This is a genomic window from Saccharopolyspora sp. NPDC000359, assembly GCF_040300525.1.
GTDB lineage: Bacteria > Actinomycetota > Actinomycetes > Mycobacteriales > Pseudonocardiaceae > Saccharopolyspora.
This window is the reverse complement of the sequence record NZ_JBEPDU010000036.1, coordinates 30,557-55,962: the sequence shown is the minus strand read 5'-3', so window position 1 is coordinate 55,962 and position 25,406 is coordinate 30,557. Positions and strand designations below refer to the sequence as shown.

The 25,406-nt window shown below is 72.9% G+C and carries 24 protein-coding genes; 6 read left to right on the top strand and 18 right to left on the bottom strand.

Features of this window, described 5'->3' with window-relative positions; genetic code table 11:
- Window positions 1-37: 37 nt before the first annotated feature.
- Window positions 38-958, bottom strand: a complete 921-nt coding sequence (locus ABT324_RS22405) for a branched-chain amino acid transaminase (RefSeq protein ID WP_351180807.1) — start codon at window positions 956-958, stop codon at window positions 38-40.
- 127 nt (window positions 959-1,085) lie between these two features.
- On the opposite strand from ABT324_RS22405, the gene ABT324_RS22400 reads away from it, so the two are divergent.
- Window positions 1,086-2,417, top strand: coding sequence for an aminotransferase-like domain-containing protein (locus ABT324_RS22400; protein WP_351180804.1), 1,332 nt, complete (start codon window positions 1,086-1,088; stop codon window positions 2,415-2,417).
- Window positions 2,418-2,514: 97 nt separating this feature from the next.
- Window positions 2,515-2,889 carry an FKBP-type peptidyl-prolyl cis-trans isomerase gene (locus ABT324_RS22395; RefSeq protein ID WP_351180801.1) on the top strand — a complete coding sequence of 125 codons (375 nt, stop codon included), beginning with the start codon at window positions 2,515-2,517 and terminating at the stop codon, window positions 2,887-2,889.
- A 45-nt stretch (window positions 2,890-2,934) separates the two neighbouring features.
- Here ABT324_RS22395 and ABT324_RS22390 read toward each other — a convergent pair whose 3' ends face one another.
- The 8 genes from ABT324_RS22390 to ABT324_RS22355 form a co-directional block, all read right to left on the bottom strand.
- Window positions 2,935-3,366, bottom strand: a complete 432-nt coding sequence (locus ABT324_RS22390; protein WP_351180798.1) for a PH domain-containing protein — start codon at window positions 3,364-3,366, stop codon at window positions 2,935-2,937.
- The gene (gene ribH, locus ABT324_RS22385; RefSeq protein ID WP_351180795.1) at window positions 3,363-3,860 is read right to left on the bottom strand and encodes a 6,7-dimethyl-8-ribityllumazine synthase; all 498 of its coding nucleotides are present in this window, start codon (window positions 3,858-3,860) and stop codon (window positions 3,363-3,365) included. Before ribH ends, ABT324_RS22390 begins: the two co-directional genes overlap by 4 nt.
- Window positions 3,857-5,149, bottom strand: a complete 1,293-nt coding sequence (locus tag ABT324_RS22380; protein ID WP_351180792.1) for a bifunctional 3,4-dihydroxy-2-butanone-4-phosphate synthase/GTP cyclohydrolase II — start codon at window positions 5,147-5,149, stop codon at window positions 3,857-3,859. The genes ribH and ABT324_RS22380 overlap by 4 nt, the downstream gene beginning before the upstream one ends.
- Window positions 5,149-5,796, bottom strand: coding sequence for a riboflavin synthase (locus ABT324_RS22375; RefSeq protein WP_351180789.1), 648 nt, complete (start codon window positions 5,794-5,796; stop codon window positions 5,149-5,151). Before ABT324_RS22375 ends, ABT324_RS22380 begins: the two co-directional genes overlap by 1 nt.
- A 35-nt stretch (window positions 5,797-5,831) precedes the next feature.
- The gene (gene ribD, locus ABT324_RS22370; RefSeq protein WP_351180786.1) at window positions 5,832-6,854 is read right to left on the bottom strand and encodes a bifunctional diaminohydroxyphosphoribosylaminopyrimidine deaminase/5-amino-6-(5-phosphoribosylamino)uracil reductase RibD; all 1,023 of its coding nucleotides are present in this window, start codon (window positions 6,852-6,854) and stop codon (window positions 5,832-5,834) included.
- Window positions 6,855-6,913: 59 nt separating this feature from the next.
- The gene (gene rpe, locus ABT324_RS22365; protein WP_351180884.1) at window positions 6,914-7,594 is read right to left on the bottom strand and encodes a ribulose-phosphate 3-epimerase; all 681 of its coding nucleotides are present in this window, start codon (window positions 7,592-7,594) and stop codon (window positions 6,914-6,916) included.
- 117 nt (window positions 7,595-7,711) lie between these two features.
- The gene (locus ABT324_RS22360; RefSeq protein ID WP_351180783.1) at window positions 7,712-9,118 is read right to left on the bottom strand and encodes an amino acid permease; all 1,407 of its coding nucleotides are present in this window, start codon (window positions 9,116-9,118) and stop codon (window positions 7,712-7,714) included.
- A 95-nt stretch (window positions 9,119-9,213) separates the two neighbouring features.
- Complete coding sequence (locus ABT324_RS22355; RefSeq protein WP_351180780.1) at window positions 9,214-9,630, bottom strand: OsmC family protein; 417 nt, start codon at window positions 9,628-9,630, stop codon at window positions 9,214-9,216.
- 105 nt (window positions 9,631-9,735) lie between these two features.
- Between ABT324_RS22355 and ABT324_RS22350 the strand changes: the two genes are divergently transcribed.
- Entirely contained in the window at window positions 9,736-11,064 is a 1,329-nt protein-coding gene (locus tag ABT324_RS22350; RefSeq protein WP_351180777.1) for an APC family permease, read from the top strand.
- 3 nt (window positions 11,065-11,067) lie between these two features.
- Here the strand turns inward: ABT324_RS22350 and ABT324_RS22345 are convergent, their stop codons facing one another.
- From ABT324_RS22345 to def, 4 genes are read right to left on the bottom strand one after another with little or no spacing between them, the layout of a single operon-like run.
- Window positions 11,068-11,520: a nucleoside deaminase gene (locus ABT324_RS22345; RefSeq protein WP_351180774.1), complete on the bottom strand. Its 453-nt coding sequence runs from the start codon at window positions 11,518-11,520 to the stop codon at window positions 11,068-11,070.
- Between the two features lie 38 nt (window positions 11,521-11,558).
- Window positions 11,559-12,977: an RsmB/NOP family class I SAM-dependent RNA methyltransferase gene (locus tag ABT324_RS22340; protein ID WP_351180771.1), complete on the bottom strand. Its 1,419-nt coding sequence runs from the start codon at window positions 12,975-12,977 to the stop codon at window positions 11,559-11,561.
- Window positions 12,974-13,897 carry a methionyl-tRNA formyltransferase gene (gene fmt, locus ABT324_RS22335; protein ID WP_351180768.1) on the bottom strand — a complete coding sequence of 308 codons (924 nt, stop codon included), beginning with the start codon at window positions 13,895-13,897 and terminating at the stop codon, window positions 12,974-12,976. Before fmt ends, ABT324_RS22340 begins: the two co-directional genes overlap by 4 nt.
- Window positions 13,897-14,442, bottom strand: a complete 546-nt coding sequence (gene def / locus ABT324_RS22330; RefSeq protein ID WP_351180765.1) for a peptide deformylase — start codon at window positions 14,440-14,442, stop codon at window positions 13,897-13,899. The genes fmt and def overlap by 1 nt, the downstream gene beginning before the upstream one ends.
- A 235-nt stretch (window positions 14,443-14,677) precedes the next feature.
- On the opposite strand from def, the gene ABT324_RS22325 reads away from it, so the two are divergent.
- On the top strand, window positions 14,678-15,586 hold the full coding sequence (locus ABT324_RS22325) for a DUF4231 domain-containing protein (RefSeq protein WP_351180762.1): 909 nt from the start codon (window positions 14,678-14,680) through the stop codon (window positions 15,584-15,586).
- Window positions 15,587-16,099: 513 nt separating this feature from the next.
- Here the strand turns inward: ABT324_RS22325 and ggt are convergent.
- Together ggt and ABT324_RS22315 are read right to left on the bottom strand one after the other, a co-directional pair.
- On the bottom strand, window positions 16,100-17,893 hold the full coding sequence (gene ggt, locus ABT324_RS22320; protein WP_351180759.1) for a gamma-glutamyltransferase: 1,794 nt from the start codon (window positions 17,891-17,893) through the stop codon (window positions 16,100-16,102).
- Window positions 17,894-18,015: 122 nt separating this feature from the next.
- Window positions 18,016-19,593, bottom strand: a complete 1,578-nt coding sequence (locus ABT324_RS22315; protein WP_351180756.1) for a putative glycoside hydrolase — start codon at window positions 19,591-19,593, stop codon at window positions 18,016-18,018.
- 209 nt (window positions 19,594-19,802) lie between these two features.
- Between ABT324_RS22315 and ABT324_RS22310 the strand changes: the two genes are divergently transcribed.
- Window positions 19,803-20,822 carry a polysaccharide deacetylase family protein gene (locus ABT324_RS22310; protein WP_351180753.1) on the top strand — a complete coding sequence of 340 codons (1,020 nt, stop codon included), beginning with the start codon at window positions 19,803-19,805 and terminating at the stop codon, window positions 20,820-20,822.
- Here ABT324_RS22310 and ABT324_RS22305 read toward each other — a convergent pair.
- Together ABT324_RS22305 and ABT324_RS22300 are read right to left on the bottom strand one after the other, a co-directional pair.
- The gene (locus tag ABT324_RS22305) at window positions 20,816-21,373 is read right to left on the bottom strand and encodes a GNAT family N-acetyltransferase (RefSeq protein ID WP_351180750.1); all 558 of its coding nucleotides are present in this window, start codon (window positions 21,371-21,373) and stop codon (window positions 20,816-20,818) included. The two genes, ABT324_RS22310 and ABT324_RS22305, sit on opposite strands and share 7 nt — an antisense overlap.
- Before the next feature lie 53 nt (window positions 21,374-21,426).
- Window positions 21,427-21,792 carry an iron chaperone gene (locus ABT324_RS22300; protein WP_351180748.1) on the bottom strand — a complete coding sequence of 122 codons (366 nt, stop codon included), beginning with the start codon at window positions 21,790-21,792 and terminating at the stop codon, window positions 21,427-21,429.
- A gap of 196 nt (window positions 21,793-21,988) precedes the next feature.
- On the opposite strand from ABT324_RS22300, the gene ABT324_RS22295 reads away from it, so the two are divergent.
- Window positions 21,989-23,242, top strand: coding sequence for a bifunctional class I SAM-dependent methyltransferase/N-acetyltransferase (locus tag ABT324_RS22295; RefSeq protein WP_351180746.1), 1,254 nt, complete (start codon window positions 21,989-21,991; stop codon window positions 23,240-23,242).
- A gap of 40 nt (window positions 23,243-23,282) precedes the next feature.
- Here the strand turns inward: ABT324_RS22295 and ABT324_RS22290 are convergent, their stop codons facing one another.
- Window positions 23,283-25,310 carry a primosomal protein N' gene (locus ABT324_RS22290; protein ID WP_351180743.1) on the bottom strand — a complete coding sequence of 676 codons (2,028 nt, stop codon included), beginning with the start codon at window positions 25,308-25,310 and terminating at the stop codon, window positions 23,283-23,285.
- Window positions 25,311-25,406: the final 96 nt, after the last annotated feature.

The window sequence follows — 25,406 nt, the reverse complement described above, 5'->3', positions numbered from 1 at the left end:
TGGTGATCACTGCGCGGAGCCCATGGCGCGGAGGTTATCAGCGCCCGCCGACGAAGGTCAGCCAGTGCCGGTAGCGCTCGTCCGCGCCGGTCACCGCGGCGTGGAAGGCGTCGCGGATCTTGCTGGTCACCGGTCCTGGCGCACCGATCTCGCGGTTGTCCATTGAGCGCACCGGCGTCACCTCCGCCGCCGTGCCGCACAGGAACATCTCGTCGGCGGCGTAGAGGTCGGAGCGCAGCAGGTTCTCGCGCCGCAGCTCGAACCCCAGGTCCGCAGCCAGCGTCGCGACCGTGTCCTGGGTGATGCCTTCCAGCGCGCCAGCGCTGGAAGGGGGCGTGAGGAGGACGTCGCCGCGCCGGATGAAGATGTTCTCGCCGGAGCACTCGCTCACGTGGCCGTCGGTGCTCAGCAGCACCGCTTCGTCGAACCCGGCCTCGCGCGCTTCGAGCTTGGCCAGCATGGAGTTCAGGTACGGACCGGTGGCCTTGGCCGCCGTCGGCACCACCGCCGGGTCGTTGCGGCGCCAGGAGCTCGTCATCAACCGGACGCCGTGCTCGGCGTCGTCGCCGAGGTAGGCGCCCCACTCCCAGCTGCTGATCGACACCTGCACCGCGGCCCCGGTGGGGTCGATGCCCATCGTGCCGTAGCCGAGGTGCGCGAGCTGGCGCACGTAGCAGGAGCGGTGACCGTTGGCGCGCACCAGTTCCAGCGTCGCCGCGCGCAGTTCCGCCTTGCTGTGCGGCAGCACCATGCGCAGCATCTTGGCGCTGCGGAACAGCCGGTCGAGGTGCTCCTCGAGCCGGAACAGCGCCGGTCCGTCCGATGTGGAGTAAGCGCGGACGCCCTCGAAAACACCGGTGCCGTAGTGCAGTCCGTGGCTGAGCACGTGGATCCGGGCGTCCTGCCACGGAACCAGCTCGCCGTCCATCCAGATGTGGTCCGCCTCGGTCAGCGCCATTCCCGTCCCCTCCAGCGAAGTGGCATATCTCGCGATGTGGGACAAGCCACTTCGCGATCGAGTGACACGCTAACAAGTGGATCGACAATCCACTAGGGCGTGGGCCTCCTTCCGGCAGAATGGCCGCATGCCCTCCGCCGATGTGGACCACTTCGCCGCGTTGCTCCGGGACCGGCTCCGCCACGAGCACGGTCCGCTGAGCCGTCGGCTGGCCGCCGCGCTCACCGACCTCGCGCGCACCGGCGCGCTCAGCCCCGGCACCCGGCTGCCCTCCGAGCGCGACCTGGCCCGCGTGCTGGAGTGCAGCCGGGGAGCGGTGGCCGCGGCGTTCAACGCGCTGTTCGAGGACGGGATCTGCGAGCGCAGGCACGGCAGCGGCACCTACCTCGCCACCTCCGGAGCGACCTCGGCGATGGACCGGTTGCTGAGCCCTGGCGCGGTGTTCGCCGACCTGTCCACATCGGTCGTCCCGGACCCCGCGCACCTGCAGCTGCCCCGGCTGGACGCCGCCGACCTCCTGCGCACCCCGAGCCGGCACGGCTACGACCCCCGCGGCGAGCCGGGCCTGCTGGAGCTGCTCGGCGACGTGCTGGTCACCGGCGGCGGGCAGCACGGCATCGACCTGAGCACCCGCTGCCTGGCCCGGCCCGGCGAAGCGGTGCTGGTCGAGGAGCCCACCTACCCCGGCGCGCTGGCCGCCATCACCGGCTGCGGCGCGCGGGCCGTCGCGGTGCCCACCGATGAGTGCGGCATGCTCCCCGGGGCACTGTCCGAGGCGCTGACCAGGCACCGGCCCGCGTTCGCCTACGTCCAAGCGGTCCGCAACCCCACGGGAGCGGTCGCCGACGCCAAGCGCGTGCGAGAACTGGCCGGGATCGCCCGCGACGCCGAGCTGCTGGTGGTCGCCGACCACACGCTGGCCGACGTGCGGTGCGACGGCCCGGCGCCCGGCCGCTTCGCCGACACCCACCCGCACGGCACGATCGAGGTCCACTCGCTGTCGAAGACGCTGTGGGGCGGCCTCCGGGTGGGCTGGCTGGTCGCCCCCGAACCGCTGCGCAGCCAGCTCACCGAGCTCAAGCGGACCAGCGACCTGGCGACCAGCACGGTCACCCAGCGCTTCGCCGCGGAACTGCTGCGGCACAACGACTCCACGGAGTGGCTCGCCGAGCTGACCCGCCGCCGCGACCACCTCTCGGCCGCCCTGCGGCGGGAACTCCCGCAGTGGACCTGGCCGCACCCCGCGGGCGGCCTGTCGCTGTGGGTCCGGCTCCCCGGCACCGACACCGACGCCTTCGCCGAGCGCGCCCGCGAGCGGGGCGTCGCGGTGGCGCCGGGATCGATGTTCTCCCCCGATGGCCGCTACCGCGACCACCTCCGCCTGAGCTTCGCGCTGACCCCCGAGCTCCTCGACCAGGCGGTCCCGGTCCTGGCCCAGGTCTGGGGCGAGCGGCTCTGACCTCCGGCGGGCGGTTGCGCTCCACATCGGTTCGGGCTGGGAGAATCCGGCAGCAGCAGCGCTGAACTGGCGCTCCACCGACCAAGGAGAACGCTTCGTGAAACCCGAGAAGCCGAAGATCGCCCGGCCCACCGGCGAGCCCCCGGCCGAGCTGGTGGTCCGGGACATCACCGTCGGCGACGGCCCGGAAGCCACCGCGGGCAGCCACATCGCCGTGCACTACGTGGGTGTCTCGCACAGCACCGGCAAGCAGTTCGACGCCAGCTGGGACCGCGCCGAGCCGCTGCGCATCCAGCTCGGCGCCGGTCAGGTCATCCCGGGCTGGGACCAGGGGCTGCAGGGCATGCGGGTCGGCGGCCGCCGCCAGCTGGTCATCCCGCCGGGCCTGGCCTACGGCGACCGCGGGGCGGGTGGGGTTATCGCCCCCGGCGAAACCCTGGTCTTCGTCTGCGACCTCCTCGAGGCCCGCTGAACGACGACGAGGCCCGGCGACCGCTCCGGTCGCCGGGCCCCCGCGTCAGTCGTCCTGGACCTGGCGCCGCAGTTCCCGCAGGTCGCGCATCGCCTTGATGGCCTGCTCACCGTCGGCGGCCTGGATCGCCATGATCGGCACGTACTCGTCCTCCGGCAGCTCCAGGCGGGCCCACGCCGAACCGTCCGGGAAACTCACCGCCTGCACCAGCGGCCACTTGTAGCGGTGCGTGCCGATGATGTTTCGGACCTCCAGCCCGTCGGCGTCGGCGCGCAGCCGGGGACGGGTCAGCAGCAGCACGCCAGCAGCCAGCAGCACGCCGATCAGGCCCATCGCGACCTGGTCGGACACCGAGAAGATCACACCGGTCGGACTGTTGGTCAGCAGGGTGCCGACCACCACGAACACCACGACCAGCAGCACCGCGATCGGGATCGCCACCCTGCGGACCTTGCGCGGCCGCACCTCGACAGTCACAGGAACCCACGCTCCCCGTTCCAGCCCCGCAGCTCCCGCAGCACCAGCGCGGTCTCCAGGGCCGCCGCGGTGGCCTCGAACCCCTTGTCCTCCACCGAGTGCTCGAACCCGGCGCGCGCCTCCACCTGCTCCACGGTGTCGCAGGTCAGCACGCCGTTGCCGACCGCAGTGGACTCGTCCAGCGCCACCCGGGTCAGGCCCTGGGTGACCGAGTCGCAGACGTACTCGAAGTGCGGGGTGCCACCGCGCACCACCACGCCGAGCGCGACCACCGCGTCGTGCTGGTGCGCCAGCTGCTGGCAGACCACCGGCAGCTCGACCGAACCCGGCACCCGCACCACGGTCGGCTCGGCGATGCCCGCCTCCGCGGCCGCCGCCAGCGCGCGGGAGAGCATCTGCTCCACGAACCGCTCGTGCCAGCGGATCGCCGCGATGCCCAACCGCAGCTCGCCGGCCTTCGGCACGCTGACCCGCGGCCGCCCCTCGCCACTCATGCCGTCACTCCAGTCTCGCCGTTGATCGAGGAATCCTCGCCGTCGTCGAGATTGTCCAGCACGTGCCCCATGCGGTCGCGCTTGGTCCGCAGGTAGTGGATGTTCTCCGGGTTGGGCCGGATCGGCAGCGGCACCCGGTCCACGATGCGCAGCCCGTAGCCCTCCAGGCCGACCCGCTTTGCCGGGTTGTTGGTGAGCAGCCGCATCGACTTCACGCCCAGGTCGCACAGGATCTGCGCGCCCTGGCCGTAGTCCCGGCTGTCCACCGGCATGCCCAGCGCGACGTTGGCGTCCACCGTGTCGGCGCCGTCGTCCTGCAGCTGGTAGGCCTGCAGCTTGTGGATCAGCCCGATGCCGCGGCCCTCGTGCCCGCGCATGTAGAGCACCACGCCGCGACCGGCCTCGGCGACCTTGGCCAGCGCCGCGTCCAGCTGCGGCCCGCAGTCGCAGCGCAGCGAGCCGAGCACGTCGCCGGTCAGGCACTCGGAGTGCACCCGCACCAGGATGTCCTCGCCGTCGCCGATCTCGCCGTAGACCAGGGCCAGGTGCTCGATGCCGTCGAGGGTGCTGTCGTAGCCGACGGTGCGGAAGGTGCCGTGCGCGGTGGGGATGCGGGCCTCGGCGACCCGCACGACCTGCTTCTCGAAGCGGCGCCGGTAGGAGATCAGGTCGGCGATGGAGATCAGCGCCAGGTCGTGCTCCTCGGCGAAGACCTCCAGCTCGTCGCGGCGGGCCATGTCGCCCTCGGACTTCTGGCTGACGATCTCGCACAGCGCACCGGCCGGGCGCAGGCCCGCGAGGCGGGCGAGGTCCACCGCGGCCTCGGTGTGCCCCGGGCGGCGCAGCACGCCGCCGTCGCGGGCGCGCAGCGGCACCACGTGGCCGGGGCGGGTGAGGTCCTTGGCGGTGGACTCCTCGGCGGCCAGCACCTGCAGCGTGCGGGCGCGGTCGGCGGCCGAGATGCCGGTGCTCACCCCGTCGGCGGCGTCCACCGTGACCGTGTAGGCGGTGCCCTTGCGGTCCTGGTTCCAGTAGTACATCGGGGGCAGGTCGAGCCGGTCGCAGTCCTCGCCGGGCAGCCCGACGCAGATGTAGCCGGACGTGTAGCGGACCATGAAGGCCACCAGCTCGGGCGTCGCCTTCTCCGCGGCGAAGATCAGGTCGCCTTCGTTCTCGCGGTCCTCGTCGTCGACCACCACGACCGGGCGACCGGCGGCGATGTCGGCCAACGCGCGCTCGATGCTGTCGAACCTGTTCGTGCTCACCGCACCGCCAACCTCGGGGTTCATCACTGCGCCTCCTCGACGCCGCCATTGTCCCCCGAACGGACCTGCGCACCACGGGCCTGGTCGGCCAGCTGCGCCGCGGCGAGCCGCTCGAGGTGCTTGGCCAGCACGTCGACCTCGATGTTCACTTCGTCACCCGGGACGCGGCGGCCGAGCGTGGTCAGCTCCTTGGTGGTGGGGATGAGCGCGACGCTGAAGGTCGCCGCACCCGCCTCGACCACGGTCAGCGACACGCCGTCGACGGTGATCGAGCCCTTCTCCACCAGGTAGCGGGCCAGCCGCTGCGGCAGCTCGAAGCGGGTCAGCCCGTCGGCCTCGGTGCCGCGCAGCACGGCGGTGCCGTCGACGTGGCCCTGCACGATGTGCCCGCCAAGCCGGTCCCCGAGGGCCATGGCGCGCTCCAGGTTGACCCGGTCGCCGACGGCGACGCCCTTGAGCGAGGAGCGGCGCAGCGTCTCGGCCACCACGTCGGTGGTGAACTGCCCGTCGCCGACGGTCACCACGGTCAGGCACACGCCGTTGACCGCGATCGAGTCGCCGTGCTTGGCGTCCTCGGTCACCACGGGACCGCGGATGGTGAGCCGACTGCCGTCGGCCAACGGCTCGACCGCCTCGATGGTGCCGAGTTCCTCGACGATCCCGGTGAACAACTGCTGCCTCCTCGCATCCGGCGCTCCCGGACCGCTCAACGCTCCTGGGGAACCGCGCTGATGCGGACGTCCGGGCCACTCATAGTCGTCTCTTCGATCTGCAACCGCCATGCCTGCGAGATGCTTCCCACTCCCGCTTCGCCGAGGGCGGCCGGCCCGGCGCCGAGCAGCACCGGAGCGACGTAGGCCAGCACCCGGTCCACGCAGCGGGCCGCCAGGAAGGCCCCGGCCAACCGCGGCCCGCCCTCCAGCAGCACGTCGACGACTCCGCGCTCGGCGAGCGCCGCGAGCGCCGCGCGCGGGTCACCGCCGGGCAGCTGGACCGTCGTTGCCGCGTCGTCGAAGACCTTCGCCGTCGCCGGGACCTCGCTGTCGCCGACCACGACCCGCAGCGGCTGCCGGTCCAGCAGCGCGCCGTCCGGGGCGCGGGCGGTCAGGTGCGGGTCGTCGGCGCGGACCGTGCCGGTGCCCGCGAGGACCGCGTCCACCCGCGCGCGGACGCGGTGCACCTCGGCGCGGGACTCGGCGGAGCTGATCCACTTGCTGGTGCCGTCGGCGGCGGCCGAGCGCCCGTCCAGGCTGGCCGCGTACTTCCAGGTCACGTGCGGGCGACCGGTGCGGGCGAAGTGCAGCCAGGCGCGCAGCGGACCGGCCGCCACCTCGTCGGCCAGCAGCCCGCCGCGGACCTCGACGCCCGCCGCGCGCAGCACCTCGGCGCCGCCGCTGGCCAGCGGGTTGGGGTCGGACGCGGCGTGCACGACGCGCTTGATCCCGGCTGCCACGAGCGCGTCGGTGCACGGCGGGGTGCGCCCGGTGTGCGCGCAGGGCTCCAGCGTCACCACAGCGGTGCCGCCCCGTGCCCGCTCCCCCGCCGCGCGCAGCGCGACGACCTCCGCGTGCGGGCCGCCCGGGGGCCGGGTCGCCCCGACCCCGACGACCTCGCCGCCGGGGCCGAGGACCACGCACCCCACGGGCGGGTTCGGGCTGGTCGTGCCGCGGACCTGCTCGCTGGCCGCGATCGCGGCGCGCATCGCCTGCTCCTCGCCACGATCGCGCATCGTCGTCCTCCCGCGCCGTGTCCTGTTCTCCGCTGGTGAGCGCTCCGGCGCTCACCGCCTCACTGCCGGGCGTGGGCGAAGTTCGGGGCCGCCTTGGCCCGCAGCGCCTCGACCGCCTGGGCCGGGTCGTCGGCGTTGTAGACCGCCGAGCCCGCCACGAAGCAGTCCACCCCGGCCTCGGCGGCCTGCTCGATGGTGTCGGCGTTGATCCCGCCGTCGATCTCCACCAGCAGCTTGAGGTGGCCGGTGTCGACGAGCTCGCGCGCCTTGCGGGCCTTGTCCAGCACGTCGGCGATGAACTTCTGGCCGCCGAAGCCCGGCTCCACCGACATCACCAGCAGCGTGTCGTAGTGCTTGAGCACGTCGAGGTAGGGGTCCAGCGGGGTGCCCGGCTTGATCGACAGGCCCGCCTTGGCGCCCGCGGCGCGCAGGTCCTTGGCGATGGCGATCGGGTCCTTGGCGGCTTCCACGTGCACCGTGACGTTGTGGGCCCCGGCCTCGGCGTAGCCGATGGCCCAGCGGTCCGGGTCATCGATCATCAGGTGGCAGTCGACGGGGATGTCGGTCACCTTCAGGATCGACTCGACCACCGGCAGCCCCAGGGTCAGGTTGGGCACGAAGTGCGCGTCCATCACGTCCACGTGCAGCCAGTCGGCGCGCTTGCCGGGCTCACCGTTCACAGCGGCGATCTCATCGGCGAGGCGGGCGAAGTCTGCGGAGAGGATGGAGGGCGCGATCATCGGCTGGTTCGACACAAGCGGGAGTGTAAATCCCGCGCATTCCCCAGCTCAGCTCGCCCTCACCACCCGAACGGGCGAGCGCCCGGGGCGGTGCGTTCCAGCTGGTTCCGCGAACCGCTACTCCGCGGGTTCGACCTCGCGCTGGGCCGCCCGGCGGCGGACGAGGTAGTAGGCGACGCAGAGGATGACGACGAAGGGGACACCCGCCTTCCAGGCGGTGTTGAACTGCTCGGTGAACGGCGTGGTCAGCAGGACCGCCAGCACGAACAGCATCGCCAGCACCGTCGTCACCGGAGCTCCCGGCAGGCGCACCGGGGACGGTGGCAGGCCCTCCTTCGCGCGGTGGCGGCGGAACACCAGCTGGCTGGCGAAGATCAGCAGCCAGGTCACCAGCGCGCCGAACAGCGCCAGGCCCAGCAGCATCGGGAACGCCGAGTTCTCCGCGAACACCGCCAGCGCCGCGGCCAGCGCCAGCCCGGCCGCCGAGAGCACCAGCGCCCGGCGCGGCACGCCGTTGCCGCTGACCTTCGCGAACCACTTCGGCGCGTAGCCGTCCATCGCCAGCGAGTGGGTCATCCGCGCGGTGATGTAGAGGTTGGTGTTCATCGCCGACAGCGCCGCGGTGAGCACCACGAAGTTCATGATCCCGGCTGCCGCGGGGATGCCCACCATGCTGAACAGCCTTACGAACGGGCTCTCGGTGACGTCACCGGAGGACGACACCTCGTTCCACGGCAGGATCGAGACCACCACGAGCATGCCGAGCACGTAGAACAGCGCCAGCCGCAGCACCATGCCGCGCGCGGCCCGCGGAACGTCGCGGCCCGGGTTTCGGGACTCCGCGGCGGTCATCGACACCGCCTCGGTGCCCAGGTAGGAGAAGGTGACCACGGTCAGCGCCAGCCACACCGCGCCCAGGCCGTTGGGCAGGAAGCCGCCGTGCTCGGTCAGCGCCCCGACACCGGCGGGCTGCTGGCCCGGCAGGCCGAAGAAGATGTAGCAGACGCCGAGCCCGATGAACACCACGATCGTGACGACCTTGATCATCGCGAACCAGTACTCGAACTCGCCGAAGAACCGCACGGCGGCGAAGTTGACCGCCAGCATCAGCACCGAGAACGCCACCACCGGCATCCACAGCGGCAGCTGCGGGTACCAGAACTGCACGTAGAGCCCGGCCGCGATGACCTCGCTGCCGATGTTGACCACCTGCGCGGCCCAGTAGATCCAGCGCGACACGAACCCCGGCAGCCCGCCGAGGTAGCGCTGCACGACGGCCCCGAAACCACCGGCCTCCGGGTGCACCACGATCATCTCGGCCAGCGCGTAGGCCAGCGCCAGCGCGGCGAACGCGGCCACCGCGTAGGCGATGATCACGGCCGGTCCGGCGATGGAGATCGCCAGGCCGGAGCCGAGGAACAAGCCGGTGCCGATCGCGCCACCGATGGCGATCATGCCGACCTGGCGGCCGGACAGGTCCCGGCGCAACCCGGACTGCCGGACCGGTGCGGTCTCCTGTGCCACTGCGCCTCCCACTCGTCGCGCACCGCTCGGTGCGCGACGAGCACCTTACGACGAGACCGCCACCACCGGCGCCCTCGGTTGCGCAGTTGTGGCCCTCAGCGCGGGAGGGTGAGGTCGATCGGGGTGCCCTCCTCGACCGAACGGCTCACGGTGCAGTACTTCGTGATGGCGCGCTCGACGGCCTCGAGCAGCTTGGCGCGGTCGGCGTCGTCCTCGACCGCGCTGAGGTCGACGTCGAAGCCGACCTGGACCCGGGCGAACTTGTGCTTGTCCTCCGGCACCTTGGTCCGGTCCGCGCGCACGGTCAGCTCGGCGTCCTCCCCGAGGCGCCGGACGAGCAGGTTCTCGCTGGTCACCGCCGAGCACGCGGCGATCGCGGCGAGCAGCAGCTCACCGGGGGTGAACGCGTCGGGGGCGTCCTCCCGGCCGATCGCGACCTGCCCGCCGCGCGGATTGGTCGCGAGGAAGGCGTGCTGACCGGTCCGGGTCACTTCGACCGGAGTGGAAGACATTCGTACCACCTGACGTTCGTTGGAGTTGCCGTGACAGCCTCCGTTGCGAGGCTGGCACGGTCAACCGCTCCGCCGACCACATTGTTCCGACCTGGGATCGAGGCCATGACCACCACCGCTGAAGGCCTGCAGCGCCGCCTGACGCTGCGCGACCTGATCGTCTCCGGGCTGCTGTTCATCGGGCCGCTGGCCCCCGTCGGCGTCTTCGGCGTGCTGGACGCCAGCAGCGGCGGCGCGGTGGCGCTGGTGTACGTCGTGGCGACGATCGCCATGGGGTTCACCGCCTGGTCCTACGCCCGGATGTCGGCGGCGGTGCCCAGGGCCGGGTCGGTGTTCGCCTACGCCTCGGCCGGGCTGGGCCGCGCGCCGGGCTTCGTGGCCGGGTGGATGATCATGCTGGACTACCTGTTCATCCCGAGCGTGGCCTCGCTGTTCGTCGGGATCGCGACGAACTCGCTGCTGCCGCAGGTCCCGGTGTGGGTGGCGACCGGGGTGGCCATCGTGGTGGTCACCGCGCTGAACCTGACCGGGGTCAAGGTCGCGGCCGTCGTCGGCACCGTGGTGCTGGCGGTGGAGGTCGTGCTGCTCGTGGTGTTCGTGGTGGTCGCGCTGGTGGTGCTGGTGGGCGAGGGCCCGGCGCGGCCGTGGCTGTCCCCGCTGACCGGGTTCGACGGGTTCGCGCCGCTGGCGGTGCTGGGCGCGGTGTCGGTGGCGGTGCTGTCGTTCCTGGGCTTCGACGCGATCGCCTCCTTCGCCGAGGAGAACACCGGTTCGTCGCGCCAGGTCGGTCGGGCGCTGCTGTTCTGCCTGGCGTTGAGCGGGGTGCTGTTCTTCGTGCAGACCTACCTGGCGTCGCTGCTGAGCCCGCTGACCCCGCAGGAGCTGGCGCAGGACCCGAACGCGCAGGACTCGGCGTTCTACGACATGCTGCGCGCCGCGCTGGGCGGCTGGTTGGCGGTGGCCGTCACCGCGGTGAAGGCGATCGCGCCCGCGTTCTCGGCGATGATCGCGCAGGCGGCGGTGAGCCGGTTGCTGTTCGGCATGGCGCGCGACGGGCAGCTGCCCGCGGCGCTGGCCCGGATCGACCAGCGGACGCACGTCCCGCGCAACGCGACGCTGCTGGCCGCGGTGGTGACGCTGCTGGTGTCGGTGTGGGCTGCCTCGGCTGAGGACGGCCTGGAGGTCCTGTCGTCGATGGTGACGGTCGGCGCACTGACCGCGTTCGTGCTGCTGCACGCCTCGGTGATCGGCTACTTCGCGGTCTCCGGCCGGGACCGCCGCGCGGCCACCGTGGTGATCCCGGTGATCGGCGGTCTGATCTCGGTGGTCGTGCTGGTCACGGCCAGCGGCCTGGCCCTGGCGGTGGCCGCGGGGTGGCTGGTGCTCGGCCTGATCACCTACGCCACCCGCCGCCGCGCCGCGGTGCGCGGGTGAGGCTCAGTCCTGGCCGATGTCCTCGTACCAGAGCTCGGGGTGGGCGGCGATGAACTCGCCCATCATCCGGGTGCACCCAGGGTCGTCGAGGACCACCACCTCCACGCCGTGCTCGGCCAGCCAGTCGTGGCCGCCGTGGAAGTTGCGCGCCTCGCCGATCACCACGCGGCTGATGCCGAACTGGCGCACCAGGCCGCTGCAGTACCAGCACGGCGACAACGTGGTCACCATCGTGGTCCCGGCGTAGGAGCGCTGCCGCCCCGCGTTGCGGAAGGCCGCGGTCTCGCCGTGCACCGACGGGTCGTCGTCCTGCACCCGGCGGTTGTGGCCCTTGCCGAGCACCGCCCCGTCGCGGCCGAGCAACGCGGCCCCGATGGGGATACCGCCCTCGGCGAGCCCGGCACGGGCCTCGTCCACCGCCACAGCCAACCACCGCTGGTAGTCCACTTCAGGCACTGAGCACCTCTCCTCTCGACCGGACCTCCCGCAGGGGGTCAGCTCGGGACCTGCAGCAGGGCGCAGAACATCGCGTCGGTGCCGTGGCGGTGCGGCCAGAGCTGCACGCCCGGGCCGTCGCCGAGGTCCGGCACGCCCGGGAAGTAGGGGCGCGCGTCGAGCTGGGTGACGCCGGTGCGGCGGATCGCGTCGGCCACCACCCCCTCGGTCTCGGGCAGGTGCGGCGAGCACACCACGTAGGCCACCACCCCGCCGGGCCGGGTCAGGCTGATCGCCGAGAGCAGCAGTTCCCGCTGCAACTTCGTCAGCTCGCCGACGTCGGAGGGCTTGCGCCGCCAGCGCGCCTCCGGGCGCCGCCGCAGCGCACCCAGGCCGGTGCACGGCGCGTCGACCAGCACCCGGTCGTAACCGGGCTCCAGGCCCGGGTCGCGGCCGTCCCCGACGTGCACGTCCACCGCCAGGCCTTCGGTGACCTGCCGGACCAGGTCCGCGCGGTGCGGGGCCTGCTCGACCGCGTCGAGGGTGCCGCCGTCCATGGTGATCAGCGCGCCGAGCAGGTTGGCCTTGCCGCCCGGTCCGGCGCACAGGTCCAACCACCGCTGGTCGGGGCCGGTCAGCTCCGGCCGGGTGAGCGCGAGCGCGACCAGCTGGCTGCCCTCGTCCTGCACCGAGGCGAAGCCCTCGCGCACCGGCTCCAGGTCGCCCGGGTCCCCCGCGCCCGCGTCCAGCCGCACCCCGTAGGGCGAGTACGGCGCCGGGTCGCCGCCGGTGATCGCGGCGAGCTCGTCGGCGCTGATCTCGCCGGGGCGGGCCGTCAGGTGCACCGCCGGGCGGGCGTCGTCGGCGGCCAGCGCCGCGTCGAGTTCGTCGAGGCCGAGCGCGTCGGCGAAGGCCTGGGCGATCCACTTCGGGTGCGCGTGGCGCATCGCCAGGTGGCCGACCGGGTCCTCGGCGCGCGGCGGGGCCAGCTTCTCGACCCAACCCTGCTCGTCCAGCTCCGCAGCGCTGCGCAGCACCGCGTTGGCGAAACCGGCCAGCTTGGAACCGTTCTCGTACCGCACGATGTCCACAGTGGAGGCAACGGCGGCGTGCGCCGGGATCCGGGTGCGCAGCAGCTGGTAGACGCCGACGCGCAGCGCGTCGAGCAGCTTCGGGTCCATCTCGGACAGCGGGCGGTTGCTGCAGTCGTCGATCACCGCGTCCAGCAGGCCCTGCGCGCGGCACGCACCGTAGGTGAGCTCGGTGGCCAGCGCGGCGTCCCGGCCGGTGATCCGGCGCTGCTTGAGCAGCGGCGGCAGCGCGAGGTTGGCGTAGGCGTCGCGTTCCCGGACGGCTCGCAGTGTCTCGACCGCGACCAACCGCACCGGGTCCACGTCCACCGGTCGCGGCGGTCCCGACTTGCGTCGCGGCGGGCGGGCCTTGGTCGGCCGGGACGGCCGACGGCGGCGTTCGTTCACTTGAGCCGTTCTCCTTGCTCGATGCGTGTTCCGCGGGCCCAGTCGGTGGCGGCCATCCGCTTCTTGCCCGGCGCCTGCACCTCGCCCAGCGCGACGGCCGTGGTCCCGGTGCCGACCAGCACCCGGCGCTTCTCCACCCGGATCTCCCCCGGCGGCAGTTCGTCGTCCACGATGGACACCGGGCCGAGCTTGAACCGCCCGTCGCCCAGCAGCGCCCACGCGCCCGGCTCGGGCGTGACCGACCGGATGAGCCGGTCCACCGCGGTCGCGGGTGCGGTGAAGTCGACCCGGGCGTCCTCCACGGTGACCTTCGGCGCGTAGCTGACGCCGTCGGCGGGCTGCTCCTCCGCGCGCAGCGTGCCGTCCTCGACGCCGTCGAGGGTGGCCGCCAGCAGCCCGGCGCCGGACAACGCCAGCCGGTCCAGCAGCTCCCCGGCGGTGTCGGTGGGGCGCACCTGCTCGGTGACCACGCCGAACACCGGACCGGCGTCCAGCTCGCGCACGATGCGGAAGGTGCTGGCCCCGGTGATCTCGTCGCCGTGCCGGATCGCGGCCTGCACCGGGGCCGCGCCGCGCCAGGCCGGGAGCAGCGAGAAGTGCAGGTTGATCCACCCGTGCTGCGGGATGGCCAGCGCCTCCTCCTTCAGCAGCGCGCCGTAGGCCACCACCGGGCAGCAGTCGGGCGCCAGCTCGCGCAGCCGGGCCAGGAAGTCCGGGTCCGAGGCGCGCGCGGGCGTGAGGACCTCGATGCCGTGCTCGTCGGCGAGCGCGCCGACGGGCGAGCGCACCAGCTTGCGGCCGCGCCCGGCGGGGGCGTCCGGGCGGGTGACCACGGCGACGACCTCGTGCCGGTCGGACTCGAGCAGGGCGCGCAGCGCCGGGACGGCGGGCGCGGGGGTTCCGGCGAAGACCAGGCGCATCAGCGGCCTCCGAACAGCGGGTGCGGGCTCTCCTTGATGACCGGCACCTCGCCGTCGAACCACTCCGCGCCGCGGATCTCGCGCAGCGCCTCCTTCCGGGTCTGCTCGTCGAGCCGGTCGACGAACAGCACGCCGTCCAGGTGGTCGGTCTCGTGCTGGAGGCAGCGCGCCAGCAGGTCGGTGCCCTCCACCTCGACCGGCTCGCCGTGCATGTTCCAGCCGCGCGCCACCACGTGCTTGGCGCGCACGCAGTCCCAGAACATGCCGGGGATGGACAGGCACCCCTCCGGGCCGAACTGCTCGTCGCCGCCGACCGCCGTCCAGGTGGGGTTGACCAGGTGCCCGGCGAAGCCGTCGCAGTGGTAGGTGAACACCCGCAGGCCGACGCCCAGCTGCGGCGCGGCCAGCCCGGCACCGCCCTGCGACTCCATGGTGTCCCACAGGTCCTGCACCAGGGTGCGCAGTTCCTTGTCGAAGTCGACCACCTCGTCGGCCCTGGTGCGCAGCACTGGGTCGCCGAAGAGTCTGATCGGCTGGACGGTCACGTGGGCCCCCTGGGAGATCGGCGGTGCTGGTTGGCGACCCGCCGAGTTTAGAGGGTTTCGCGGACCCGTTTCGCGTGGCGGTGCGGGTGGCCAGCGGCGCTGGTCGAGGGGCCCCCGCGTGGTCGCACCCAGCGGCACCCGACCACCCCACCGGGGCCCCAGTTGTGCCGAGTTGGCCGATTCGGACCACCCGCCGGACGCGATTCACTGGGTGGCCCCGAGTCACGGAGTGGCCATGTCGAGCACCGAGCAGATGCCAGCACTGACCCCCGCGGACCACCCGGGCCTGTTCCAGGCGGCCAACGCCGCCGCGGCCCGCCACCGACACACCTACCTCCGGGCGGTGCGATCCCGGTTGGGGCTGATCGTGGCGGCAGGTGTGCTCGCCACCCTGACCCTGCGTCTCGGAGACACCGCCATCGACCTGTTCGCGGTGGGCGCGGTGCTGGCGCTCATCGGTGCGCTGGCGATCGAGCTGGCCGTGCTGAGCACCCGCCCGGACCGGCTCTGGGCGGAGAGCCGCGCCCTAGCCACCTCGGCCAAAACCCTGGCCTGGCGCTACGCCACCTGCGCGGAACCGTTCCCGGTCGACGACGAGCAGGCCGACCAGCGCCTCACCGAACGCCTGCGCGCGCTGCAGCAGCAACTCCCCGACGTGCCGCTGACCCAGCACACCACCGAGACGATCACCGAGCGGATGCGGGCCCTGCGCGGTGCCCCGCTGGCCGAGCGCAAGGAGGCGTACCTGATCGGCCGGGTGCTCGACCAGCAGGACTGGTGCGAAACCCGCGCCCAGCACCACCTCCAGCAGGCCCGCTACTTCCAGACCGCGGTGCTGGTGGTCGAGCTGCTGGGCGTGGCCGGAGCGCTCACCGAGGCCTTCGGCACCACCGGCCTGAACCAGGCGGGAGCAACGGCGGTCGTGGTGGCCGCGACCGCGGTCGCGGCGATCGCGGCGTGGACCGCCACCCGCCGCCACACGGCGAAGGCCGCGGCCTACCGCCGCACGACGAACGAACTGGGCGCGATCCGAACCCACCTCGACACCGACCTGACCGAACCCCAGTGGTCCAGGGCAGTGGCCGAAGCAGAAGCAACGATCACCCGGAACCACCCCACCTGGCACGCCACCCGCACCACCTGATGCCCGCTCCCAACCACACGCCTCAACCGCCCCACCCGGAGGTCCGACACCCACCTCAGTCCCGGGGCGGACGCCCAGGCTCCAGCCTCCGGCGCCCGGGACCCAACACCCGGTGACCACCCCGACACCACCGCCCGCAGTTTCAATTGAAACTGCGACCGGTCGACACGCCGACGAGGGCGAACCTCACCGACCCAGGTGACGACCTGCGCGGACGACCGGAGGACTCCGGCACCCGGTGACACCACCCGATGACCGGCACCCGGCATCCGAACTGCGAGGTCCGGAGCCCGGCACTCGGCACCCGGCAGCTGGCCTCCGGGGCCGGTGCACCGGGGTTCGGGGTCCCGGGGCCAGTCGCAGTTTCAATTGAAACTGCGGTTGACGACACGCCAGGGGGAACCGGGAAGTCACCGCCGTGGGTGATGAGTTGTGCGACTTCCATGGAAATCAGGCGGCTGACTTCCATGGAAGTCGCGTGCCCCCGGAGGGCGGGAGAGCTCCGGGGTCCGGTCAGGGGATGGGGGTCACCACCGCTGCTGCGCCTCCGCCCCGGCGTTCGCGTTCGGCTGCGGCGATCCAGCGGCCGTCCGGGAGGCGTTCCACGCCCGTTGCCGCGCCGATCTCCTCCGTCGTCTTGAAGTCGTGGCCGATGGCCTTGAGCTTCTCCGCCTCCGGCTGGGCCAGGAACGCCGGTTCCGCCTCGGTCTGCGCCGCGTTGCGCTGGGACGCGCGCGGCTCGGCGATGGCGTCGACCAGGGACATGCCGCGGTCCAGGCGGCCGGTGAGGCTCTGCAGCACGGTGGTGATGATCGTCGCTCCGCCGGGGCTACCGAGCGCCAGCAGCGGCTGGCCGTCCTGGAGGACGATCGTCGGGCTCATCGAGCTGCGCGGTCGCTTGCCCGGACCCGGCAGGTTCGGGTCCGGCTCACCCGGCGTGACCGGGGTGAAGTTGAAGTCGGTCAGCTCGTTGTTGAGCAGGAAGCCCCGCCCGGGCACCACGATGCCGCTGCCACCGGTCTGCTCGATGGTGAGCGTGTAGGAGACCACGTCGCCCTCGGCGTCGGCGACCGTCAGGTGCGTGGTGTTCGGCCCCTCGTACGGTTCGACGCCGTCGGTGGTGCGGGCTTGGCAGTCCTGCGGCTGGTCCGGGTCGCCCGCCGCGGCCGGCGTGGGCAGCACCGCGTCGTCGGTGATCAGGCAGGCGCGGGAGTCGGCGTAGGCCTGCTGGAGCAGTTGTTCGGTGGGCACGTCGCTGTGCTCCGGGTCGCCGACCCAGCGGTTGCGGTCCGCGAAGGAGAGCTTGCTGGCCTCCAGGTACCGGTGCAGGTACTGGGTCTTGTCGGCCGCGGTGAGGTCGGTGCCCTCCAGGATGTTGAGCGCCTCGCCGACGGTCGTCCCGCCGGAGCTGCCGGGCGCCATCCCGTACACGTCCAGGCCGCGGTAGGTCAGGTGGGTCGGGGCGTGGTCCAGGGCTCGGTAGGCGCGCAGGTCGTCGGTGGTCATCGCGCCGGGCCGGACCTGGCGGCCCGAGGCCGGGTCGACCGGCGGTTCGTTGACGGTCCGGACCAGGTCCGCGCCGATCTCCCCGTCGTAGAGCGCGTCCACCCCGTTCTGGCCGAGTTCCCGGTAGGTGTCGGCGAGGTCGGGATTGCGCAGCGTGCTGCCGACCTCCGGCAGCTTTCCGCCGGGCAGGAACAGGTCGCGGGTGGCCGGGAAGGCGCGGAAGCGCTCCTCGTTGCCCTCGGTCTGCGCGCGGAAGGTCTCGTCGACGACGAAGCCCTGCCGGGCCAGCTGCTCGGCCGGGCGCAGCACCTCGGCGAGGTCCTTGCTCCCCCACTTCTGCAGCGCGTTCTGCCAGGTCATCGGCGTGCCGGGGACGCCGACGCCGAGTCCGCTGGTGACCGCTTCCTGGAACGGGATCGGTTCGCCGTCCTCCAGGAACAGGTTCTCGTCAGCGGTGGCGGGCGCGGTCTCCCGGCCGTCGATCGTCTCGACCGCGCCGGTCTCCGCGTCGTAGTGCACGAAGTACCCGCCACCACCGATGCCCGCCGAGTAGGGCTCGGTGACGCCCAGCGCGGCTGCGACCGCGACGGCGGCGTCCGCGGCGTTGCCACCGCGGCGGAGCACGTCGATGCCGATCTGGGTCGCGTAGGGGTCGACGCTGGACACGGCGCCGCCGATGCCGACCGCTTCCGCTTCCTTGGGCGGTTCGGGCGGGCCCTGCGGGGCCGCTTGCGCCATCGGGGCGATCAGAGCTCCGGACGTGAGCACCGCGAGGGTGAGTCGGACCGGCCTGGCGGGCATCTTCCACACCTCCAACGTCGGGACCCCGCCAACTCTGCACAGTCGTCCGCCTGGCGACAACATCGGATTGCCCGCGGGACGGGATTCCCTCAGGACGGGGTGGCTCCCTCAGCGGCAGCGGGTCAACGCGGCGCCAGGGCCTCCCCGTGGTAGCGGCAGTTCGGCGCCCAGAGCAGGAAGGACGGCATGCCGTTGTCGCGGGCCGCGGCGACCTGCGCGGCCACCTCCGCCGGTCCGTACCGCGCGCCGAGGCTGAAGTCCTGCAGCCACGGGATGACCTGCACGTCGGTGCCTTCGACCTCCTTGGCGAACTCGGCCAGCGAGCGCGCCACGATGTCGTAGGGCTGGGTGTCGGGGCTGGCCACGCCGAACTCACCAGGTGCCCAGTGCGACGGGTAGACCATCGGCGAGAGGTAGTCGACGTGCTGCGCCATCTGCCGGATGTCCTGGGCGATCTCGGTGGGGCGGTCCACCGCGATGCCGAACACCGAGGCGCCGAGCAGCGCACCGCGCGAGCGGACCTCGGGCTGGGTCTGGCGCAGGAAGTCGGCGATGGCCGCCTCCGGTGTGCTGGTCAGGCCGGGGATGCGCATCTGGTCGAAGTGCCCGTCGGGTCGGCGCACGTAGTCGTAGAGGACGTCGTCGAAGCCCAGCGCGGCGGCTTCGGCGGCGATGTCGATGTTGTAGCGGACCACGGCGGGGTCGGCGAAGTTGGTGAAGGCGTACCCGCCGTACCCGCCGCTCCACGGCTGGCCGTCGGCGGTCTGCACCACCCGCTCCGGGTGCCCGCCGCGCCAGGAGGCCTCGCCCAGCACCGGGTCCTTGAACGCCACCAGCCGACCGACCACCCGCACGCCCATGCCGTGCAGCTGGTCGAGCACCGGCCGCGCGCGGTAGTAGCCCCGGACCGCGCCGACCTGGTGCGCCATCGGCACCGCGGAGTCGTAGACGACTTCCCCGCTCTCGTCCTTGAGGTCGAGCTCGACGGTGTCGATCTGGCCGCGCCGCGCCATCTCCAGAACGGGTTCGCGCAGCGCTTCGCTGGTCCAGGCCAGCCCGGTCAGGTGCACCGCGCGCATCCCCGGATGTCTGGTGTGGACGGTCACGGTGCGTTCGGCGCGGTTGCCCGCGGCATCGGCGGCCTGCACCGGCACCTCCCGGGCTGGCCGCTCAACGACCACGCTGAACCCACCCTGCGGGTCCGGGGCCACGGGCCGCCCGGCGACCAGCACCTCGGTGGCGCCCTGGACGTGTCCCGCCACGGTCACCGGGGCGTTCGGCGACTCGGTGCGCAGCGATTCGCCGACCTGCAGCCTCGGCGGCGAGTTGTCCACTGTGAACTCACGACTGGTGGTGGTCGAACCGATCCAGGAGGGTGCGACGACGCGCAGTTCGTGCGGTCCGTCGGCCAGCCCGACCGGCAGCACCTGGTGCGCGCCCGCCGCGCGGACCACCGGCACCTCACGACCGTCCAGCAGAACCCACACCTCGTCGGCACCGGATCGGATCTGGATCGACCCGACGTCGGCCGACGTGATCGGCCGCTCCGGCAACCCGACCACCTCGACATCCTCTGTGGACAGAGAGCGGGCCAGCAGCACACCGATCAGCAGGACCAGCGCGGAACCCACCCCGACCACGACGAACCTCGGCAGTTCAGCCAGCAGCGCCCGCACACGGGCGGTGGCAGCATCCGTCATCGCTTTCGCCTCCCCGACTAGGCGAACTCGCGCGGCAGCACGGTAATCCCGTGCCCTTTCAAGCGGATTGCACTCCCACCCACCCTCGCAGCCGGAGCGCGGCGGATCAAGGACCTCCTTCGGACTTCTCGAGGAGGTGCGCGCGGGGCCGACGCGAGTAACCACTTGGAGTATCCCCAGTCGGGACATCGGAACTTACGGTTGGTGGGATGCTTCGCGCAGTGCGCTCCGGACGCGCCGTCGCCGCGGTGACGGCGGTGCTCCTCACGGCCCTGGCCAGCTGCGGCTCCCCGCCACCGCCACCGCGCCAGGTGGTGGAGATCCCGCCACCACCACCTCCCCCACCGCCCCCGGAATCGGTGGGCGCCAACGAGCTGGGCGACGTCCCGGTGCTCATGTACCACCGGATCACCCCGGCTCCGAGCAGCGTCTACGACCGGACCCCGGAGGAGTTCCGGGCCGAGCTGGAGCGGCTGGCGGCCGAGGGCTACGTCCCGGTGACCGCGACCGAGTACGCCACCGGGCGGTTCGACATCCCGGCGGGCGCGCACCCGGTGGTGCTCACCTTCGACGACGGATCCGCCACCCAGTTCACAGTGGACGGTTCGGGCGAGCCCGCACCGGGGACGGCCACCCGCATCCTGCTCGACGTGGCGGCCGCGCACCCGGGGTTCCGCCCGGTGGCGACCTTCTACGTCCTCAACCCGCCGTTCGAGGAACCCGGCGGGCGGCGCAGCCTCACCTGGTTGCACGAGCACGGCTTCGAGATCGGCAACCACACCATGGACCACCCGAACCTGGGTCGGCTCACCGAGACCGAGGTGCAGCAACAGATCGCCGGCATGCAGCGCCTCATCACCGGGGCCGTGCCCAGCGCGGAGGTCCGCTCGATCGCGCTCCCGCTGGGCGTGCACCCGGACGACGAGCGGTTGGCGGCCGACGGTTCGGCGGACGGGACGACCTACCACCACGACAGCGTCCTGCTGGTCGGCTCCAACCCGGCACCCTCGCCCTGGGCGGCCGACTTCGACCCGGCCAACGTGCCGCGCATCCGCTCCCAAGGGGCTGGCCCGGACGCCCAGTTCGGCTCCACGGCCTGGCTCGACGCGCTGGCCGCCGACCCGGCCCGCCGCTACACCTCCGACGGGGACCCGAACCGCATCTCAGCCCCGGCGGACCACGCCACCCAACCCGCCCCGGAGGTCGCCGAGCGGGTCCACCGCTACTGAGCCAGCCACTCGTCTCGGGTCAGCGCGTACTCGACGTCGCCCTGCTCCGCGCCGTCGAGCGGCGGGCCCGGCCAGTCCACGAAGAACGTCCGCACGTACCGCAGCCCGGCCTTCTCCAGCACCCGCCGCGAACCGGTGTTGACCGACATCGCCTGCCCGGAGATCCGCCGCAGGCCGAACTCGGTGAAACCCGTGCGGACCAGCGCGATCGCGCCCTCGGTGGCGTACCCCCGCCCCCAGGCGGACCGGTGCAGCCGGTAGCCGAGCTCGGCCTCGTCCCGCGGCCCGTCCGCGGTCGGGTGCAGCATGAACATCCCGACGAACCGCCCGGTCCCGCGTTCCAGCGCCGCCCACTTGCCGAGCCCGCCGAACTCCGCGTAGTGCGCGAGGCAGCGGTTCAGCTGCTCGGTGACTTCGGCCCGGGTCGGCGGTGGGCCGCCGAAGATGTAGCGCATCACCGCCGGATCGCTGGCGAGCTCCAGGAGCCGGTCGACGTCGTCCGCCCCGAACTCCCGCAGCACCAGCCGCTCGGTCTCCAGGAAAACCGCCACCCGCCGATCTCAGCACTCCCCCGAACGCCCGGGCAACCGAGTTCCGGCCGCGCTCAGCAGACCTCGCCGCGGGCGTCGGCCGTCGCCGCGAGCAGCTCCCGGACCAGGTCGAAGTCGATCGAGTCGACCTTGCGGAAGCGCAGGCAGCCCTTGCCCATGTCGTGCGCGGAGAGCCGCTCGGCGAAGGCCGCGCGCACGTCCGGGCGCATGAGGTATAGGGAGGTGTACTGCTTCTGGGCGGCGAAGGCGATCTCGGCGACGCCGTCGCGCTGGTAGGTGGGCATGCCGTGGGCCATGACCTCGTCGAACCCGGCCAGCTCCGCGCGGCACAACTCCCGGAGCCGAGTCAGCGCGTCCCGCCGGGCGGCCGGGGCCTCCGCCAGGTACTCGTCCACGTCGGAAGCCGAACTGCGCACCATGCCCGGAGCCTAACCACAGCCGGGGGGCCGTCGCCGTGCTACCGTGCCTTCGCACGGAAGACCTCGGGAGGTGAGTTGATGGTTGCCGCAGGCACCGCTGCCACGCGCAGCGCCCGGACCATCCTCATGTCCCAGGCCCCGGCCTGATCGGCTCGCGCCGAACGCTGCCCCGGGGCCCTGAACAAGGGTCTTCACGTTGTCCCACATCATCGAAGCGTTCTTCGAACTGCACCAGGGGCTGCCCAGGCAGGCCCCCGGTTCGGACACCACCACCCGGCACCTGCTGAGCGAGGTCAGCCCGCTGCCCACCCGCCCCCGCATCCTCGATGCCGGGTGCGGACCGGGCCGCGCCGCCCTGCTGCTGGCCGAGGCGACCGGCGGTCACGTGACCGCCGTGGACCTCCACCAGCCCTACCTGGACGAGCTCGACCAGGAGGCGGCCCGCCGCGGCCTGTCCGACCGGATCACCACGGTGCGCCGGTCCATGACCGAACTCCCCTTCCCCGACGGCACCTTCGACCTGATCTGGGCGGAGGGTTCGGCCTACACCGTCGGATTCGACACCGCGCTGCGGGCTTGGCACCGCCTGGTCGTCCCAGGTGGTGCGGTGGTCGTCACCGAGCTCGAGTGGACGGGCACCCCGTCTGAGCGGGCCCGGTCCTACTGGAACGCGACCTACCCGCTGCGCGACCACGCCGGCAACACCGGCGCGGCCCGCGCCGCCGGGTACCAAACCAGCCACCACTGGCCCCTGCCCGAGGGCGATTGGTGGGCCGAGTACTACACGCCGCTCGAAACGCGCCTCACCGGAGCCGACCTGGACCGGCCCGGCATGCGAGAGGCGGTCGCAGCGGTTCGCGAGGAGATCGCGCTGCGCCGCGAGCACGGCACCGACTACCAGTACGCGGGCTACGTCCTGCGCCCCGAGAACGGAACTCCCATGAACGACTGGACCACCCGCCCGGAAGCGGCCGCTGATCTGCAGGCCATCCGGGAGGTCAACCTCGCCGCCTTCCCCACCGCCGCGGAAGCCGACATCGTCGAGGCGCTGCGCGCCGACCACGACGCGTGGATCGACGGGTTCTCCGTGGTCACCGAGACCGCGGACGGCGAGATCGTCGGGTACGCGCTGCTGACGCGGTGCCACATCGACGATGCGCCCGCCCTGGCGCTGGCCCCCTGCGCGGTGCTACCCGCCTACCAGCGCAGGGGCGCCGGGTCCGCGGCGACCCGGGCTGCGCTGGCGGCGGCGCGCAGCGCGGGTGAGAACACCGTGGTGGTGCTCGGGCATCCCGAGTACTACCCCCGCTTCGGCTTCGTCCCGGCGTCACAGCTGGGGATCCGCGCGTCCTTCGAGGTGCCGGACGAGGCGTTGATGGCGCTCACCCTCGACCCGCAGCGCCCCGCCGCGACCGGCACGATCCGCTACCCGGCGGCCTTCGGCGTCTGATGATGCGGCGGCGTGCCTCTCCGGAGGCACGCCGCCCCACCTACAGCATCTCCAGCGGGTCGAGGCGGACCTGCAGCTCGGCTGCCTTGCGCGCCGCCCGGATGGCTTGGGCGGCGTGCAGGGAGTCGGCCAGGGCACGCCCCTCGGTCCGGTCCACGCGGACGATCAGTCGTTCGCGCTCGGAGTTGCCGTCCTCGTCGACCGCGCCGAGCGGCACCGGGCCGAGGATCTCCGCCGTCGGCGGCAGGTCCGCCGAGTCCAGCAGCGCCTCGATGGCCTCCGGCGTGCCGTCCACCGCCGCGACCCGCCGCGCCGGGGGGAAGCCGAGCTCGGCGCGTTCGGCGAGCTCCAGCGAGGCGAACCAGGCCGGGTCCCATCGCACCAGCGCCTGCACCGGTTGCAGCGACGACTCAGCCATGACGACCACCCGGCCCCCGTCCCGGCCCGGGCGCACCAGGGCGGCCGCGTCGAACCACAACCGCAGCGCCGTCTCGGCCGCGCGCAGCTCCGGGCGGGCCAGCAACGTCCGGCCGTCCAGCAGCAACGCCGCACCGTACCCGCCCTCGGCCACCGGCTCGGCGCCGGGCGTGCACACGATCAGCGCGGGCTTGGCCGGAACCGTCGCCAGCACCTCACCCGCCCCAGAAGTCCGCACCGCCACGCCGCTGAACGCCCGCCCCAGCTCCTCCGCGGTGCGACCGGCACCGATGGCGATCGCCCGAAGCCGCCGCGACCCGCAGTTGCCACACTTGAACGCCGCTTCCGCGGCTCCACACCAGCTGCACGCCGCGGGCTTCGGCGCGCCGCCCTCGCTGCCTCCCGGCAGCGCCAGCGGCCCCGCGCAGCGGCGGCACCGCGCCCGCTCGCGGCAGTCGCCGCACGCGAGCGCTGGCACGTAGCCGCGCCGCGGCACCTGCACCAGCACCGGCGCTCCCGCGCCGAGCGCGGCTCGCGCCGCTTCGAAGGCAACCGACGGCAGCCGCGCTGCGCGCGCCGCCGGATCCCGGGCCAGCTGCGTGTCGTCCTCGCCGATCGCGGTCACTCGCGGCGCTGCCGCTCGCACTTCCGTGCGGTGCGCGACGAGTTCGTGCGCCCAGCCGGACTCGGCGAGCAGCGCGGCTTCGGCGGTGCGGGCGAAGCCGCCGACGATCAGCGCGGCGCCCGCCGCGTGCGCGCGCTGGGTGAGCACGTCACGGGTGTGCGGATAGGGCACCTGGGGATAGCTGTGCAGGTCGTCGCCGTCGTCCCACACCGCCGCGAAGCCCAGGTCGTGCACCGGGGCGAACATCGCGGCTCGTGTTCCGACCACCACGCGTGCCGCGCCGCGCAGGACCGCGAGCCAGCGCCGGTAGCGCTCGGCGGGGGCGAGCTCGGCGGCGAGGGCGACGACCCCGTCACCGACCAGGGCGGCGCAGGCGTCCTGCAGCCGTTGCAGGTCGCGGTGGTCGGGGACGACGATCAGCGCCCCGCGCCCGGCCGCCGCAGCGGTGGCGGCGGCTTCGGCGAGGCGACCGGGCCAGTCCTCGCCGGGCAGCGCCTGCCAGACCGCCCGGGCCGAGCGCCCGGCGTGCACGGCGTCCAGGAAGGACTGGCCGTGCTGGTAGCGGTTCCAACCCTCGGTCTCAGGCCGGGGCGGGGGCGGACCGGGTTCGCGCGGTGCCTTCTTCTCCGCCCCGGCGTGGCGCGGCGGGATGGCCAGGCGCACCACGTCGGCGAGCATCCCGCCGTAGCGGGTGGCGACCGCCTGCGCCATCTCCAGCAGCTCCGGGGTCAGTACCGGCTCGGGCGAGGTCACCCGCTCGACCCAGGACAGGGTCCCCTTGAAGTCGGTGGTCTCGTTGCGCTCCAGCAGGTAGCCGTCGACGAGCTTGCCGCGGAACCGCACCCGCACCCGGCAACCGGGCACCGCGTCGGCGTCGAGCCGCTCGGGCACCTGGTAGTCGAAGGGCCGGTCCAGGTGCACCGGCAGCGGGACATCGACCAGCACGCGGGCCACCGGTCGGTGCGCCGCCGCGGTCCGCTGCTCTGCCGTCGCCCCCTCCCGCTTCCGGGACTGTGCACCTGCCATACCCCTTCTCTACCAGACCCCCCACCCCAGCCCCGCAACGCAGGTCGTACTGGTCGTGAGTGCGAAACAGTGCTGGAACACTGTTACGCACTCACG

Coding starts and splice junctions, on each gene's coding strand:
- ABT324_RS22405 (WP_351180807.1), bottom strand. CDS start 958: ATGGCGCTGACCGAGGCGGACCACATCTGGATGGACGGCGAGCTGGTT.
- ABT324_RS22400 (WP_351180804.1), top strand. CDS start 1,086: ATGCCCTCCGCCGATGTGGACCACTTCGCCGCGTTGCTCCGGGACCGG.
- ribH (WP_351180795.1), bottom strand. CDS start 3,860: ATGAGTGGCGAGGGGCGGCCGCGGGTCAGCGTGCCGAAGGCCGGCGAG.
- ABT324_RS22380 (WP_351180792.1), bottom strand. CDS start 5,149: ATGAACCCCGAGGTTGGCGGTGCGGTGAGCACGAACAGGTTCGACAGC.
- ribD (WP_351180786.1), bottom strand. CDS start 6,854: ATGCGCGATCGTGGCGAGGAGCAGGCGATGCGCGCCGCGATCGCGGCC.
- rpe (WP_351180884.1), bottom strand. CDS start 7,594: ATGATCGCGCCCTCCATCCTCTCCGCAGACTTCGCCCGCCTCGCCGAT.
- ABT324_RS22355 (WP_351180780.1), bottom strand. CDS start 9,630: ATGTCTTCCACTCCGGTCGAAGTGACCCGGACCGGTCAGCACGCCTTC.
- ABT324_RS22350 (WP_351180777.1), top strand. CDS start 9,736: ATGACCACCACCGCTGAAGGCCTGCAGCGCCGCCTGACGCTGCGCGAC.
- fmt (WP_351180768.1), bottom strand. CDS start 13,897: ATGCGCCTGGTCTTCGCCGGAACCCCCGCGCCCGCCGTCCCGGCGCTG.
- ABT324_RS22325 (WP_351180762.1), top strand. CDS start 14,678: ATGTCGAGCACCGAGCAGATGCCAGCACTGACCCCCGCGGACCACCCG.
- ggt (WP_351180759.1), bottom strand. CDS start 17,893: ATGCCCGCCAGGCCGGTCCGACTCACCCTCGCGGTGCTCACGTCCGGA.
- ABT324_RS22315 (WP_351180756.1), bottom strand. CDS start 19,593: ATGACGGATGCTGCCACCGCCCGTGTGCGGGCGCTGCTGGCTGAACTG.
- ABT324_RS22310 (WP_351180753.1), top strand. CDS start 19,803: ATGCTTCGCGCAGTGCGCTCCGGACGCGCCGTCGCCGCGGTGACGGCG.
- ABT324_RS22300 (WP_351180748.1), bottom strand. CDS start 21,792: ATGGTGCGCAGTTCGGCTTCCGACGTGGACGAGTACCTGGCGGAGGCC.
- ABT324_RS22290 (WP_351180743.1), bottom strand. CDS start 25,310: ATGGCAGGTGCACAGTCCCGGAAGCGGGAGGGGGCGACGGCAGAGCAG.